Genomic DNA, 15,760 nt, shown 5'->3' with positions numbered 1-15,760 from the left:
TATTGCCTCTGACAGACGATCCCAGTAATTTCATGGAATCTTCATTTGTGGCTAAACAAAGAACCCGGTCGACAGTCTTGGACTGTTCGCTCGGGTTCTTTAGTCTTCAGTTAAAACAGTTCGGTCAGACCAATCATCGTGATGAGCCCGAGCAAAAAAGACATCGTCGCCACACGTGCATTACCATCACCGTGACTCTCAGGGATAAGTTCCTTATAAACAATGAACATCATCGCACCGGCTGCAAAGGCCAGACCATAAGGCACAAGCCCAGCTACGAGACTGCTCAAGGTGTAACCAATCATAGCTGTAATAATCTCTACCGCTCCGGTCAGGGTGGCAATACCCAGCGCTTTGAAGCGGCCAATGTTCTGGTTCACGAGAAAGAGGGCCACCAAGAATCCTTCCGGTGCATTCTGCAATCCGATGGAAAAGGCAATGAGATTGCCCAGGCTCTCATCTGAGCTTGCATAGCTGACACCAACGGATAACCCTTCCGGCAGGTTATGCATGGTGATGGCTGCAATAATCATGAAGGCTTTGGTTTCAATTTTAAAAGGCATTTTCTCGGGATTCTCCAGATCGACGTGTGGAATCTTCATCTCCAGCACCAGTAGAACCAGGCTACCAAGCAAAATACCAAATGCGAGTACAAAAAGATTTGATTGGCCAAGTGCTTCCGGAATGAGGTTATACACTGAAGCCGAGGTCATAATACCTGCAGCGTAGGCCAGCAAGATATCACGCAGACGGTGTGATATTTTGCGCATAAATAAAATCGGTACGGCCCCTAGGCCGGTAGACATGGCTGATATAAAACTGCCAATGAGTGCATCGTTCATGCTTCCATTTTCCCTCCTGATGAAGACTTCTTCATAATCGCTGCCGAGCATTGACACCGTACATAAAAGAGATCATAATGAACAACAGATTAGAATGATTATAAATTAGAATTCCGTTTCTGCATAGGATAATTCTCATTTCGCAGGCAGGACTTGTGGACATGATATGGGCTTTTCGTTCTAGTGTATGCAAAAGCCTAAGCTTTTGATGCTCGAGGGCCTAACCTTTTTGCAGAACCCGGGGGAGGAACTATACATGTATAAATCAATTATTATTGGAACAGGCCCTGCAGGGCTGACAGCAGCAATCTATCTGGCACGTGCCAACTTGAACCCACTCGTTATTGAAGGACCACAACCTGGTGGCCAACTGACAACAACGACTGAAGTGGAGAACTTCCCAGGTTTCCCTGATGGGATTATGGGTCCTGAACTGATGGACAACATGCGTAAACAAGCTGAGCGCTTCGGTGCTGAATTCCGCACAGGCTGGGTGAACAACATCGACATGAGCGAGCGTCCATTCAAGATTCAAGTTGAAGGTATGGGTGAACTCGTATCGGAAACATTGATCCTGTCTACAGGCGCATCTGCTAAATACCTCGGTATCCCTGGCGAAGAAACAAATGTAGGCCGCGGTGTCAGCACATGTGCAACATGTGATGGATTCTTCTTCCGTAACAAAGAAATCATCGTCATCGGCGGTGGTGACTCTGCTCTTGAGGAAGCAAGCTTCCTGTCCCGTTTCGGTTCCAAAGTAACGTTGGTACACCGTCGTGAAGAACTGCGTGGCTCCAAAATCATGCAGGATCGTGCACGCAGCAACGAAAAAGTAGAAATGGCTTTGAACCGTACACCACTCGAAGTACTTGCTGGCGACAACGGCGTAACCGGACTGAAAGTGTTGAACAATGAAACAGGTGAAGAAGAAGTGATTCCGGCAAGCGGCGTATTCGTAGCGATCGGTCACACACCAAACACTGGTTTCCTTGGCGGACAGATCACTACGGACGAACACGGTTATATCCTGACTACACCAGGTACATCCGAGACAAACATCCCAGGCGTGTTCGCATGTGGTGACGTACAGGATACACGTTACAAACAAGCGATTACAGCTGCAGGTAGCGGATGTATGGCTGCCATGGACACAGAGAAATACATTGAGAGCTTGGAGCACAGCGCAGTTGTTCTGTAATAGAATGAGCTGATCCCAACCAAACTATAGATTAATATAAAACCATATGAGGTGAATTAAACATGGAAAACGTAATTGTATATACATCAACGAACTGCCCGAACTGCAAATCCGTAAAAACGTTCCTGGCTGACAAAGGTATCTCTTATGAAGAGCGCAACATCGAAACTAGCGATGAATATGCACAACAAGTATGGGATATGGGCGTACGCGCCGTGCCATTGACTGTCATTGGTGAACATCGCATTCTGGGTATGAACAAAACCCAATTTGCCAAAGCATTGGACGCTTAAATCAGGCTGATTATCTGAATCATCATGTGTTGAAAGAAATTTTCGATTCATATGCAATTCCGGTTTTCGCGAGCCGTTAGGATATAGAAAGAACCGTACCCGGAAGGGTACGGTTTTTTGTGCAAACGCAGAATATGATCTAGAAAAAAATACTCATGAAAGTCTGAAATACAACATACACCAGCAATCCTGACAGCATGTACATGAAACCAGCCTTCTTTTTGCTCTGGAACAATCGGAGTATGCCAAGGCTGAACAAGGGCGCAAGCACAATCAGGAACAGGAGTACGGTGACAAACATTTGCGCCGAGATATCTGAAGTATCCACGTAGGTCACGCTTTTTTTCACTCCGTTTCGTTATCGGAATTAACACAGCTTGATTCACACAGCCATGACAAAAATCACATAACCCCATTATACATCTGGATTTCTTTAACAAAAAGGGAGGAAATGGGGCGAAATGATGTCAATTTTCATCTGTTATTAGACAGACACCCTAATTTTTCCTAAAAACTGGGATATCGCAGAGTAAGCGGCACCAACGCGGGTGGAACGGCTGCCCAGAGCTGCCCATTCAATCTGCAAACTGCGGCGGTGATAAGGTAATGTACGTTCCTCGACAACTTGTTTTAACGCTGTTTCAATCCAGGGACCTGCTTCAGAGAGCGGACCGCCAATGATAATACGTTCCGGGTTGAAACTGTTAACGATATTGGTAATGCCAATCCCCAGTTTGCGCCCAATCGTGTTGTATAATTCCTGAACAGCCTCGTGGCCTTGCTCGGCATAATGAATAAGATCGCGTGTAGTATGAGCAGGTAATTTTAGCTGATGATCCGGGTGCTCGTAAGCTTTTTCCGATGCGTATAACTCCCAGCAACCACGATTACCACAGGAGCAGGGCAGACCTTCCGCTTCAATGGACATATGGCCTGTTTCTCCTGCGTAGCCCCACGCGCCTTTGTATAATTCACCATCTACCATGATGCCTGAACCAATCCCCATGCCTGCACTGATGTAGATCATGTGACGGACACCGATACCTGCCCCAAAATTCAACTCTCCATGGGCACCAGCATTGGCTTCATTATCGATGGTTACTGGTAGTCTAAATTCTTCTTCAAGAGTGGAGCGAAGAGCTACCTTCTCCCACCCCAGATTGGGTGCAAACAGGACCGTCCCTGCCTCATCGACCATGCCGGGTACTCCGATGCCAATGCCAATGACACCGTGAGGCGAAGGAGGAGCTGCTTCAATGAGCTGTTTTGCTGCCAATTTCAATTGCTCCAGTACAGAGGACACGTCATGATGTTCCAAGGTCATTGCGTACTCTGTCATGATGTGTCCTTCCAGATCTGTTAGCACGCCTTTCAAATGAGTCACACTGAGTTCCAGACCGACTGCATAGCCTGATGTCCCTCGAAACAGCAGCATGAGTGGTTTACGTCCGCCGCTGGATTCACCAGGGCCAATCTCCTGCACCAGGTCATCACTGATCAGATCAGCAACCAGATTGGATACCGTTGCTTTGTTCAGCCCCGTAACCTCGGACACTCGCGCACGAGAAAGAGGGGCATGGCGCCGGATCGTATCCAGAACGATCGACTTGTTTATTTTTTTGACCAGCATCTGGTCTCCGGTAATTTTCATATGGTTAAGGCACTCCTATTCTTCTGATAAAAGGGTTCTGACCCACATCCGAAACAAGTTATTCGACTATTATAGCGTAAACAAACATGTAAAAAACAATTTTATTTTACTTTGTTTAACCAATAGACAAAGTAAATTCGATGTGATAGGATAACGGTGTAAACGATTTCTTAAAACTATTGAGGAGGCATTTTACACATGGCCTATTTTGAATCCGTTAATAAAATTGCATTTGAAGGTAAAGATTCCAAGAATCCTTTTGCTTTTAAACATTATAATCCGGAAGAAGTGGTAGCCGGCAAATCGATGGAAGAACATTTCCGTTTTGGCATGGCTTACTGGCATACATTAACTGCAGGCGGCAGTGACCCGTTCGGTGCGGAGACAGCTGTTCGTTCGTGGGATAAATACTCGGGTCTGGACCTCGCGAAAGTACGCGTGGAAGCGGCATTTGAATTTTTGGAAAAAATGAATCTCCCGTTCTTCTGTTTCCACGATGTGGACATTGCACCAGAAGGCAACAACCTGCGTGAGTTCTACAGCAACATTGATACAATCGTTGATCTGATTGAAGATCATATGAAATCCAGCGGCAAAAAACTGCTCTGGAACACGGCAAACATGTTCTCGAACCCACGCTTCATGTTTGGTGCAGCATCCACTTGCAACGCAGACGTGTATGCTCACGCTGCAGCACAGATCAAAAAAGGTCTGGAAGTGGGTAAACGCCTGGGCGCTGAAAACTATGTATTCTGGGGCGGTCGTGAAGGTTACGACACATTGCTGAACACAGACATGCAACTGGAGCAAGACAACATTGCTCGCATGTTCCACATGGCTGTAGACTACGCGAAGGAAATTGGCTTTGACGCACAATTCCTGATCGAGCCTAAACCAAAAGAGCCAACAAAACACCAATATGATTATGATGCAGCAACTTCCATTGCTTTCTTGCAAAAATACGGTTTGGACAAACACTTCAAACTTAACCTGGAAGCGAACCATGCTACACTGGCTGGTCATACATTCGATCACGAAATCCGCGTTGCTCGTACAAACGGCATGCTCGGTTCCCTCGATGCGAACCAAGGCGACATGTTGATCGGTTGGGATACGGATGAGTTCCCGGTTGATATGTACGATGCTACGTTGACAATGTATGAAGTATTGAAAAACGGCGGTATCGGCCGTGGTGGTGTGAACTTTGACGCGAAAGTACGTCGTGGTTCCTTCGAAGCAGACGATCTGTTCCTGGCACACATCGCAGGTATGGACACGTATGCAAAAGGTCTGAAAGTAGCAGCGAAGTTGATTGAAGATCGTGTATTCGATGACTTCATCGAAAAACGTTACAGCAGCTTCAGCGAAGGTATTGGCGCAGATGTGGTTGCAGGTAAAGCGACACTGGCTTCCCTTGCTGAGTATGCACTCAACAACGAAAGCCCACGCAAAAATCAATCCGGACGTCAGGAATTGCTGAGAGCACAACTTAACCAGTACATCCTGGCTGACTAATAGCGCATAAGGCAGGGTTGGTGCACGTCGGCCACCGATGGTTATTCAACTCATATGTGTTGGACATTAGTATCCAAGCTTGCCTATGCACAAGATTAGCTTGTACCATGGAACGCCTGAACAAGCATGACATTCGGACCGTCCCCGACTTTCCCTTGGGAAGACGGGGGCGGTTTTTTGGTTAAACAAACAACACGATTTTTAAGATTTTTGATATAAATGTTTCTTTAAGATGGTGCATGCAGAACGAAGTGAGCAGAAAGGACCCGAGGAAGCGGAGCGTGCGCATTTATCACCGGATTTCTCCCTTGCTAAAGGGTATAAAGGAAATCCGGGGGTAACGGCGATCTGAGGGTTTTCTGATCACGAAGTGACCATATGAGCATCAAGGATTTCATTTATAACCAATGACGAATCAAGGTCATTGGATCAATCTTTTCGCTACAAAAACGAGTACGTTTTTACTGTTTTGATATAAATGTTTCTCTGAGATGGTAAATGCAGAACGAAGTGAGCAGAAAGGACCCGAGGAAGCAAAGCGGTCGCATTTATCCCCGGATTTCACCCTTGCTAAAGGGTATAAAGGAAATCCGGGGGTAACGGCGATCCAAGGGTTTTCTGATCACGAAGTGACCACATAAGCATCAAGGGTTTCATTTATACAGTCCTGTTACAAACGAGAGGAGTTAACCTATGAGTTACGTAATCGGCGTCGATCTTGGAACCAGTGCGGTCAAAACCGTGTTGGTCAATCGTGAAGGTAAAGTGGCATTTGAAGCATCCGAGGCATACCCGTTGTACCAGCCCAAGGCTGGATACAGCGAACAAAATCCCGAAGATTGGGTAGAGCAGACGATTGTTTCCTTGCGCAAGTTGCTGGAAGTGTCTGGCGTGCAGCCTTCGGAAATCGAGGGGTTGAGCTTCTCCGGTCAGATGCACGGACTGGTGTTGGTGGATGCAGAAGGTAAACCGCTGCGAAATGCAATCCTGTGGAACGATACACGCACAACGGCGCAGTGCCGCCGGATCGAAAAAGTACTGGACGGCAAGCTGTTAAGCATTGCCCGGAACCGTGCACTGGAAGGCTTTACCTTGCCGAAAATTCTGTGGGTTCAGGAGAACGAGCCTGAATTGTTACAGCAAGCATCCTTGTTCCTGCTGCCAAAAGACTATGTGCGTTATCGCCTGACGGGTGATTATGCTATGGATTATTCCGATGCAGCGGGAACTTTGCTGCTGGACGTTGCAGGCAAGCAGTGGAGCAACGAGATTGCAGATGCATTCGACCTGCCAATCTCCCTATGTCCACGTCTTGTGGAATCGTTTGAGGAAGTGGGCACGTTGCTACCTGAGATTGCGGATCAAACGGGTCTGGCGGCTGCGACGAAAGTATACGCAGGTGGTGCGGATAATGCTTGCGGTGCGATTGGCGCAGGTATTCTGAGTGAAGGACAGACGATGTGCAGCATCGGAACTTCCGGGGTTGTGCTTTCCTACGAAGAGCGTAAAGATCTCGACTTCGAAGGCAAAGTACACTTTTTTAATCACGGGGAGAAAGATGCCTTCTATATTATGGGTGTAACACTTGCCGCAGGATACAGCTTGTCCTGGTTCAAGGATACGTTTGCAGCGGACAAATCGTTTGATGTGCTCTTGCAGGGCATTGATCAGATTCCGGCGGGCAGCAACGGATTGTTGTTCACACCATATATCGTTGGGGAGCGTACACCTCATCCGGATGCGAATATCCGTGGCAGCTTCATCGGTATGGATGCAGGACATAAGCTGGAGCACTTTGGACATGCGGTGATGGAGGGCATTACCTTCTCGCTGCGCGAGTCCATTGATATTCTGCGTGGTGCAGGCAAAACCGTCAATGAAGTCATCTCCATTGGTGGTGGTGCTAAGAACGAAGCCTGGTTGCAAATGCAGGCTGATGTCTTTAACGCCACGATTGTGAAGCTGGAGAGCGAACAGGGTCCTGCGATGGGTGCAGCGATGCTGGCTGCCTATGGCTGTGGCTGGTTCCCGTCCTTGCAAGAATGTGCAACAGCGTTTATTCGTCCAGCGAAGTCCTATGAGCCGAACCCGGAAACGGTTGCCGTCTATGATGGACTGTTCGCACTGTACCAGGAAGTCTATGGACAGACTCGTAGTCTCAATGATCGTTTGGCTGAATACCGTTAATTCATTTATTTCACTACATTAATCTTATGATTACATTTACAAGCATCCGCGAAGGCGGGTGCTTTTTTGTCGTTCATCAAGATTAACCCCATGAAAGGTTTCTTTGGCCTGCATATCCGCATTCCGGCTCTGCATAGATTGGAAATAGAGGATTGTGATTCGTCCAGGCATCGTGTGTCCGACATTTTAATAGGTAGAAGCTTGAGCATGGGGGTGAAGTTTTGGATGGACATGAGGAACATGGAAGACCACATATTACCTTGTCGATGATCGTTCGTAATGAAGAGAATCGTTATCTCAGGCAGGCACTGGAGAGACATCGTCCCTGGATTGATCGCGCAGTAATCATTGATGACGGAAGCACGGATGGAACGGTCGCGCTGTGCAGGGAACTTCTGGACGGTATTCCACTCGTATTAGTGGAGAACGCTGCTTCACGTTTTGCAGACGAGGTAAGCCTAAGAAAACAACAATGGGAAGAGACGGTGGGAACCGATCCGGAGTGGATTTTGAATTTGGATGCAGATGAGATTCTAACCAGTGACTTTGGGGTGGTACGGGATCTGCTGCTCAGTGGCAATGAAGATGCGATCTATTTCAGATTGTTTGATATGTGGAGTGAGACGCATTACCGGGAAGATGAGTTCTGGCAGGCGCATGCCTATTATCGGCCATTTCTGATTCGATATCACCCGGGGATGAGCTATGAATGGAAGGAGACACCCCAGCACTGTGGTCGTTTTCCGTTAACGATCCAGCATTGGTCCTATGGATGTCATGCTCCCCGGGTGAAGCACTTTGGTTGGGCGCGGGAAGAAGACCGTATACGTAAGTATGAACGCTATCAAGCACTGGACCCTGAAGCAAGATACGGTTGGAAGGAACAGTACGAATCGATATTGGATCAAGAGCCACGACTGTTGGCATGGTTCGAATAAGGAGAGGGGGAGTGAGTACATTGAAGAAAGACCCTTTACGCAAATCGCAAGAAGAATCCCAACCTCAAATAGAGCCGAATTCACATGAGAAAGATAATCAGAAAGAGAATCAAAGAGAGGAGCAACCTGAGAGCCAGAAAGAGAGCCAGAGTAATCATCGACCGCCCAGACGTTCTGATCAATCGCAGGAAACCCATCAATCGGAAAAGCTTGAAGAGCTTAGCCAGGAAAGAATACTGATCGCCAGCCCGGTTCGCCAGACCACTCCGGTGCTCCGTGAATTTCTGGATTCACTGCATGCACTGGAACGAACCACAGTGAAGACGGATTATCTGTTTGTTGACGATAACGTGGAAGAAGCCGCATCGAATATATTGCGTGAATTTGTGCTTCAGCATGAAGGGACGGTTATTCAAGCAGATGAACAGGGCAGTGGTAGTTCTGACAACAAAGGGGTGTACAGCAAAGATGAGGGGGGACACTATTGGCAGGATGAGCAGATTTGGCGTGTAGCCGGTTTGAAAAATCGCATATTGCAATATGCACGCGACAATCACTACGATGCGGTTTTCCTGATTGATTCTGACTTGGTGCTGCATCCGCGGACGCTGGAGCAACTTGTATCGAGTGGCAAAGACATTGTATCCAATATCTTTTGGACCCGCTGGCAGCCGGATGCCAGGGAAATGCCGCAGGTATGGCTGCAAGATGAGTATGCTTTGTTTCGCCGCGGTGGCAAAACATTAGACGGAACCGAGACGGAGGACGAGGGCACGCAAACGACTGCTTTTCTAACTCAGCTACGGATCCCGGGTTGTTATGAAGTTGGAGGGCTGGGGGCATGTACCCTTATTCGCAAAAATGTTCTGGCAGCTGGAGTTTCATATGACCAGATTCCCAATGTATCCTTCTGGGGCGAAGATCGTCATTTCTGCATCCGTGCTCAGGCACTGGGTTTTCGTTTATTCGTCGATACTCATCTCCCGGCGTACCACATCTATCGTTTGTCCGAACTGCCGGGGGTATCTGCATTTAATCGCAGGGCCAGACGAGGGGAGGAGACGATCAGTATTACCTTGTGTATGATTGTGAAAAATGAAGAAGCTTCCCTCGCCAGATGTCTGGACTCGGTCAACGGCATTGCCGATGAGATTGTAATCGTGGATACCGGTTCGACGGATCGTACTCGTCAGATCGCTTCCAGATATACGGATCGTATCGTTGATTTTGAATGGGTGGATGACTTTGCAGCAGCACGAAACTTTGCCTTCGATCAGGCGAAGAGTGAATATATTCTGTGGCTGGATGCCGACGATGTGTTCGAACCGGAAGATCGGGCGAAACTGATCGCCTTGAAACGTTCGCTCGACCCGGATGTTGATAGTGTCACAATGGATTATAATCTGTCATTCACAGCAGATGGCAAGGTAGCCTACAGCCTGCGCCGGAATCGTCTGGTCCGTCGGGATCGGCAATTTCGCTGGATTGGCGCGGTCCATGAATATCTGGCTGTAGCGGGCAATCTGCTGCATAGTGATATAGCGGTTACCCACAAGAAAGATAAGGTGTATACCGATCGTAATCTGCGGATTTATCGCAAAAGGGAACAGGCCGGAGAGGAATTCGGGCCGCGTGACTTGTACTATTTCGGTAATGAGCTGAAGGACCATGGACAGCATGAGGATGCGGTGAAGTACTATGAGAAGTTTCTGGATACCGGACTGGGCTGGGTGGAAGATCAGATTGCTGCTTGCCAGAAAATTGCGGATTGTGAAGCTGCACTTGAACGTCCGGAGCAGGAAGTCACGGCGTTGTTCCGATCATTTGCCTATGATTTGCCAAGAGCCGAGATTTGCTGTCGATTGGGTGGTTATTTTGCCGACCGTGAAGATTATCGCAAGGCCTTGTTCTGGTATGAACAGGCGACTTGTGCTGTACGTCCTGATGATCCTATGGTAGTGCTGAATGAAGCAGCCTGGACCTGGATGCCGCATCTGCAACTATGTGTGTGTTATGACCGGATGGGTAACCGTGCCAAGGCCCGGGAACATAATGATATCGCACTCGCCTATCATCCAACACATCCGAGCATGTTATATAACGATCGATACTTTAAAGATTTGGAGAAGGATAACGTGTTGGAAAATGCCTAGTATTTTCGGCCGAAATCTGCCTCTTTCGTGGAGTTAATGGGTGAATCAGCCCATGTTCCATGGAGAGGTTTTTTGCATTGTGATAAAAGTACATCATAGAGTTGGTGACAGACGCATTCACATTGAAAAATGGATTAATGTATTTCATCCAGGGGAGGATATGCTTTACAATAATGAATAACGGAAAAGCGGTGACCATGATTGCCTGTCTTCGGCTGCCGAATTGATGAAGCAAGGGGAACTGGATATGAATCTGACAGAAGTTCTATTGGAGTCGAGGCTGGTCGCGATTGTACGCGGTATAAGCCGTGAAGCGGCAGTAACAGCTGGACAAGGTATGACAGGTGGTGGAATCCGACTGATGGAAGTCACACTGAATACACCTGGAGCACATGATATTATTGCAGACTGGCGTGGGCGGCATGAAGGAAAAGCTTTTGTTGGAGCGGGTACGGTACTAAATGTGCAGATGGCGAAGGAAGCAGTTGCTGCAGGAGCACAATTTCTGGTGTCTCCCAATGTCGATCTGTCTGTCGTTGAATATGCTGTAGAACATGGTGTCGAGATCTGGCCTGGAGCCATGACACCTACGGAGATTGTCGCTGCCCATGAAGCGGGAGCACGAGTTGTAAAGCTGTTTCCGATGGCGAGTCTGGGCATACCGTATCTGCGGGAGATAAAAGCTCCACTGAATCATATTCCACTGCTGGCAACAGGTGGTGCCACACTGGAGAATATTGCTGACTACTATGCAGCAGGCGCTGCTGCAGTGGGTCTGGGAAGTGCACTTTTACCACGAGAAGCTCTTGTAGCAGGAGATCATGAGCAGCTTGCAGCATGTGCACGAAGATTTGTGGAAGCAGCTAAAGCCTAGAATTTTAACGTCAGATGAAGGATATGTATATTTGGGTATATATATGATGGTTCCTTTAAATTAGTTGTTGGATCAATCTTTATCATAAAAACCCATGTCGTTTAACGTGCCGTTCACTCTATTGTTTTATGATGGATGTATGCCAGAATTCGGAGAGGAGAGATGCCCTGTGAAAGCTAAAACAATGATAGGCGGCATGCTCGCCGTGGCCGCAGTAACGGCAGGTGGATTATGGAAGGCAGCGGTAAAGAGCCAGACACCTAAGAAGATTCCAATCACACTAACACCCCCAATGCCATTTGAGGATGTGACCTTTGACAGTGGGGGTGGTCGCGTGCATGGCTGGTTCATTCCGGCCAGAGCGGACATTCCGAAGCCATGGCCGCTCGTTATTATTGCACATGGCTGGGGCTCCAATCGCTCCCGTGTTCTTCGTTATGCACGGCCGATCTGGGAAGCAGGATATGCCCTGTTTATGTATGATGTCCGCAGCCACGGAGCCAGTGATCCGGTTCGTGCTGCATCTGCCTATTTGTTCCGGGATGATCTGCTGGCGGCATTGCAGTATACGACCGCACGACCGGAGATCGATCCGGATGCCATCGGTGTGCTTGGACATTCTTTGGGCGGACTGGGCACGATTCTTGCGGTGACGGAAGGCATTCCTGTATCAGCAGTGATTACGGACTCGATGCCATCGCAATTTGAAGTAATCGTCAGTTCAGAGTTGAGACGCCGACGTCTGCCCTTGTTTCCACTGGCCCAGTTAATTCCGAGAATCTGGTTCTGGCGACTGGGTGAATCTCTGAAATCTTATCGTCAGCGTGATCCGGTGATGATGCTGAACGAACGGCGCAGGGGGATGCAACTGCCAATGCTTATGGTGCACTCCAAGGGGGATAATTTCATTCCCCCGAGTGAGCTTGAATATTTTATGTCCAAAGCCGATCCGCCTGTTGAACATCTATGGGTCAACAGCGGAGGACACAGTTGTTCCGAGGAAGATCCCGCCTTCTGGGACAACGTTATTCCCTTTTTGAAAACCCATGTCCAAGGTCGGTCAAAGTCAAACGATTCCACTATTGCGAGCAGTTAAACCAGGTAGAATCAGGCCTACATAAGAGTGCAGGCTAACAAAGAGAACGCCAACGTGGTTGGCGTTTTTTTGCTGTTATGAGCAATATGCAGAAATTCACATTTGTAAAATTGCCCCGAAAACGACCATTAAAAAGGAAGCTTATGGTATCATAGGATAGACTGGCAATATTCATGCGAGGTTATTTGCTATGCATCTTTGTATGAAATTGAAGGGAGAGGTCCAGATTTGAGTTTGAATTGGAAGTTTAATGTACGTTTCAAAATGTTCACAGCGAAAGCTGCAACGGCAGCGATGGCAACACTGTTACTTGCTTCGCAAACACCAGGTTTTGCAGGCAGTGCATCAGCCGCGCAAGCAGAACAGTTGACTGAAGCGACAACGGGGGAAAATGAACAACTAGACGCAACGAGCAATGACGTGCCCGAGGGAGCAAAAATCTCATCCAGGCAAGCCAGTGAAAATATACTGAAGCTATTTCCTTTGTTAAAGAAAGCAACGATCTCATCTGCACGATTCGATTCACCTAATTCTTATCCACCGCCAGACTACAAGGCATGGGAGATCGGGTTCCAGATTACGCAAGGCAATCATACGTCAGGATTCAATGCAACCGTACATGCAGGCACAGGGGAAGTGTTAAGTGTACATTTGCCGTCGGATGTCATGGATAAATATGTCACGGCATCGGATGTTAAGCTAACCAAAGCTGAAGCCGAAGAGAAGGCCGTGAACCTGTTGTACCAAGCCATTCCAGGTCTGAAAGATACAGAGTATGCTCCGCTTGGAGATCTGTATTCTTCTATTGAACAACAGTCATTATTCGGCAGAACAGAGTATCGATACGGTTACCAGTTGAAGCATGACGGGTTATTATCTGACGCAGAGACAGTCTACATAAATGTGGATGAAAGTGGTTTGGTGACAGGTTACTCACGAGGTACTACCTCAGCTAAGTATCCTTCATCGAAACCGGCAGCTTCGGAAGAGAAGGCGAGACAGCAGTTTGAAGAACAGTTCGATGTGGAGCTGGCCTATATCTCCAAAGATCGTCTGTCTTCCAAACAAGGTCAGCAGTATTATCTTGGCTACACACCAAAGACTATCAGTATCGTTCCGATTGAAGCCAATACGTTGGAACGGATTAATACATTAACCGGTAAAGCTGTAGATGAAGATTCTTTGCAGCAGGATACGAAGCTGAAAGGCGATGTAACTCCGTTTGTCCCGGCCAATGGTACGAGGTTAAATGTACAGCAGGCCGCCAATCGGGTGGCTACGAACTTTGATATTCCCAAGGGTTACAAGCTGGAGCACAGCCAGTTAAGCAAGGGATTATATGCAAGCCCGAACAATCAGGTATGGAGTCTTAGCTGGAGCGATCGAAGTGCCAATATGTCCTATATGTTCATGCGGGATATCTCAGCACAGGTAGATGCAGTTACTGGACAGATCTACAGTTATACGATGATGCAACGAATGGGACCACAGATGGAGCAGGAGAAGACAACTGAAGAGAAGGCAGGCAAAGGGGTAACCCGAAAGCAGGCTGAGAAACTGGCGATGGACACGGTCATTGCGTTAGTTCCAGATGCAACGGAACAGTTCCACCTATCTAACGTTATTGAGGTAGATGATGCGCGTACCTTTATGTTCCAGCGTTATCTGAACGGAATTCCGGTTAAGGATGATACGGCACAAGTACAGGTGCTGAACAACGGAACGATTAACGAATTCTATACGCGTATTGCCGCAACGCCTGAACAACTGCCAGCAGAGAAAGAGCCAGCCATTAGTTACGAAGAGGCAAGGGCAATCTATCTGAAAGAGTTCAAGCTGGTTCTGGCGTACTCTCGTTACGGTGGATGGGGTATGAACAGCGGTGAAGTCATCCCGGTGGGAGTTAACCTAGCTTATATGCCTACACGAGATGAAAATTCGATCTATGGCAACTATGAAGTGCTGGATGCTAACACAGGAAAATGGATGTTGTTATACGGGGATACAAGCTCTGCAACCAAGGCGGATCCTACGGATATTTCCGGTCATGTCGCCGAAGCAGCTCTACGCAATATGACACAGCATGGCGTATTGCTTGCGGATGAACAGGGACGCGTATTCCCGGATCGTGTGATCACCCGGGGAGATTGGTTTAACTATCTGGCAAGAGCGATTAATCCAAATATGGATCTGTACTACAGTGGTGACGGAGATGACAAGTTATACGCTGATGTGACACCTGACAGCCCGTATTATAAGGCAGTTCGGGCATTAATCGATCAGCGCTGGCTTGCCGGAGCGGACCCTGAACAGAATTTGAATCCGCAGGAAGAGATGACACGTGAAGAATTGGCAGTGCTGCTTGTACGTATTTTACGCTATGAGAAGCTGGCCGGATTCTATACGTTGCCATCAGATCTTCCCAACATTGCGGATGCCAGTGCCATTACGAGTAAGGGAGCGGTTTCCCTGAGTCTGAAGCTGGGATTGCTTCCTTCGATTGAAGGACGATTCATGCCTGCACGAAAAGTGACGGTAGCTGAAGCGTCACAGGTATTGGAACGGCTGGCGAAGCTTCAAGGTAAAACAGATACGTTTATGAGTGGTAATCGCCTGTATTAGACGAGGAATTACTCATATCGTGCCCAAGCGGATCATAGGATGAAAATAACGGGTAATCGTGATTGATTGAACTGAAGATCAAAGGGACCTTCCATAGAAGGTCTCTTTTGATTTAATTTTTACAAAAATTATATCATTTTAACTAACATTTACACGATAACGGAGAGGTCAGAAATAACTTGAGGAAGCGAAGCGTGCGCCTTTATCACCGGATTTTTCCTTTTGAACAAAGGATCAAAAAAATCTGGGGATAACAGCGATCGGAAAGTTGTTCTGACCTCGGAGTGTTAGTGTAAATATTCTTTAGTTGAAATGATATAGAAGAATGACGACAGAGCCTTTTGTGATACAATAGGGCGTGAGAACTTTGCAAAGAAGGGTGGGTTCCTTT

General features: G+C 47.6%; 12 protein-coding genes. 9 read left to right on the top strand and 3 right to left on the bottom strand.

Annotated features, from left to right (window positions below; all coding sequences use genetic code 11):
• Positions 1 to 110 precede the first annotated feature (110 nt).
• Positions 111 to 842: a ZIP family metal transporter gene (locus tag MKZ13_RS26530; RefSeq protein WP_221820769.1), complete on the bottom strand. Its 732-nt coding sequence runs from the start codon at positions 840 to 842 to the stop codon at positions 111 to 113.
• Positions 843 to 1,098: 256 nt separating this feature from the next.
• Here MKZ13_RS26530 and trxB point away from each other — a divergent pair, with 256 nt between their 5' ends.
• Complete coding sequence (trxB, locus tag MKZ13_RS26525; protein ID WP_036668032.1) at positions 1,099 to 2,040, top strand: thioredoxin-disulfide reductase; 942 nt, start codon at positions 1,099 to 1,101, stop codon at positions 2,038 to 2,040.
• 62 nt (positions 2,041 to 2,102) lie between these two features.
• Positions 2,103 to 2,333: a glutaredoxin family protein gene (locus MKZ13_RS26520; protein ID WP_076212704.1), complete on the top strand. Its 231-nt coding sequence runs from the start codon at positions 2,103 to 2,105 to the stop codon at positions 2,331 to 2,333.
• 139 nt (positions 2,334 to 2,472) lie between these two features.
• Here the strand turns inward: MKZ13_RS26520 and MKZ13_RS26515 are convergent, their stop codons facing one another.
• Together MKZ13_RS26515 and MKZ13_RS26510 are read right to left on the bottom strand one after the other, a co-directional pair.
• Complete coding sequence (locus tag MKZ13_RS26515; RefSeq protein WP_017692236.1) at positions 2,473 to 2,670, bottom strand: hypothetical protein; 198 nt, start codon at positions 2,668 to 2,670, stop codon at positions 2,473 to 2,475.
• 147 nt (positions 2,671 to 2,817) lie between these two features.
• A complete protein-coding gene (locus tag MKZ13_RS26510) occupies positions 2,818 to 3,984 on the bottom strand; it encodes an ROK family protein (protein ID WP_339179462.1) in 1,167 nt (388 codons plus the stop codon).
• A 198-nt stretch (positions 3,985 to 4,182) separates the two neighbouring features.
• On the opposite strand from MKZ13_RS26510, the gene xylA reads away from it, so the two are divergent.
• The 7 genes from xylA (at position 4,183) to MKZ13_RS26475 (ending at position 15,369) form a co-directional block, all read left to right on the top strand.
• On the top strand, positions 4,183 to 5,499 hold the full coding sequence (xylA, locus tag MKZ13_RS26505; protein WP_036606941.1) for a xylose isomerase: 1,317 nt from the start codon (positions 4,183 to 4,185) through the stop codon (positions 5,497 to 5,499).
• Positions 5,500 to 6,192: 693 nt separating this feature from the next.
• Positions 6,193 to 7,686, top strand: coding sequence for a xylulokinase (xylB, locus tag MKZ13_RS26500; protein ID WP_339179459.1), 1,494 nt, complete (start codon positions 6,193 to 6,195; stop codon positions 7,684 to 7,686).
• Positions 7,687 to 7,907: 221 nt separating this feature from the next.
• Complete coding sequence (locus MKZ13_RS26495; RefSeq protein WP_339179457.1) at positions 7,908 to 8,624, top strand: glycosyltransferase family 2 protein; 717 nt, start codon at positions 7,908 to 7,910, stop codon at positions 8,622 to 8,624.
• Between the two features lie 11 nt (positions 8,625 to 8,635).
• A complete protein-coding gene (locus MKZ13_RS26490; RefSeq protein WP_339179455.1) occupies positions 8,636 to 10,777 on the top strand; it encodes a glycosyltransferase in 2,142 nt (713 codons plus the stop codon).
• Positions 10,778 to 11,024: 247 nt separating this feature from the next.
• Entirely contained in the window at positions 11,025 to 11,651 is a 627-nt protein-coding gene (locus tag MKZ13_RS26485) for a bifunctional 4-hydroxy-2-oxoglutarate aldolase/2-dehydro-3-deoxy-phosphogluconate aldolase (protein WP_339185455.1), read from the top strand.
• Positions 11,652 to 11,820: 169 nt separating this feature from the next.
• Positions 11,821 to 12,747 (top strand): alpha/beta fold hydrolase, encoded by a 927-nt coding sequence (locus tag MKZ13_RS26480; RefSeq protein WP_339179452.1) that lies wholly within the window; start codon positions 11,821 to 11,823, stop codon positions 12,745 to 12,747.
• A gap of 228 nt (positions 12,748 to 12,975) precedes the next feature.
• Positions 12,976 to 15,369 carry an S-layer homology domain-containing protein gene (locus MKZ13_RS26475; protein ID WP_339179450.1) on the top strand — a complete coding sequence of 798 codons (2,394 nt, stop codon included), beginning with the start codon at positions 12,976 to 12,978 and terminating at the stop codon, positions 15,367 to 15,369.
• Positions 15,370 to 15,760 lie beyond the last annotated feature (391 nt).

Source organism: Paenibacillus sp. FSL R5-0701 (assembly GCF_037973995.1).
GTDB lineage: Bacteria > Bacillota > Bacilli > Paenibacillales > Paenibacillaceae > Paenibacillus.
This window is presented reverse-complemented; position numbering and strand designations above follow the sequence as displayed.

Bases quoted from the DNA above. Each gene is read 5' to 3' on its own strand.
- MKZ13_RS26530 (WP_221820769.1), bottom strand. From the start codon at position 842: ATGAACGATGCACTCATTGGCAGTTTTATATCAGCCATGTCTACCGGC.
- trxB (WP_036668032.1), top strand. From the start codon at position 1,099: ATGTATAAATCAATTATTATTGGAACAGGCCCTGCAGGGCTGACAGCA.
- MKZ13_RS26520 (WP_076212704.1), top strand. From the start codon at position 2,103: ATGGAAAACGTAATTGTATATACATCAACGAACTGCCCGAACTGCAAA.
- MKZ13_RS26510 (WP_339179462.1), bottom strand. From the start codon at position 3,984: ATGAAAATTACCGGAGACCAGATGCTGGTCAAAAAAATAAACAAGTCG.
- xylA (WP_036606941.1), top strand. From the start codon at position 4,183: ATGGCCTATTTTGAATCCGTTAATAAAATTGCATTTGAAGGTAAAGAT.
- xylB (WP_339179459.1), top strand. From the start codon at position 6,193: ATGAGTTACGTAATCGGCGTCGATCTTGGAACCAGTGCGGTCAAAACC.
- MKZ13_RS26485 (WP_339185455.1), top strand. From the start codon at position 11,025: ATGAATCTGACAGAAGTTCTATTGGAGTCGAGGCTGGTCGCGATTGTA.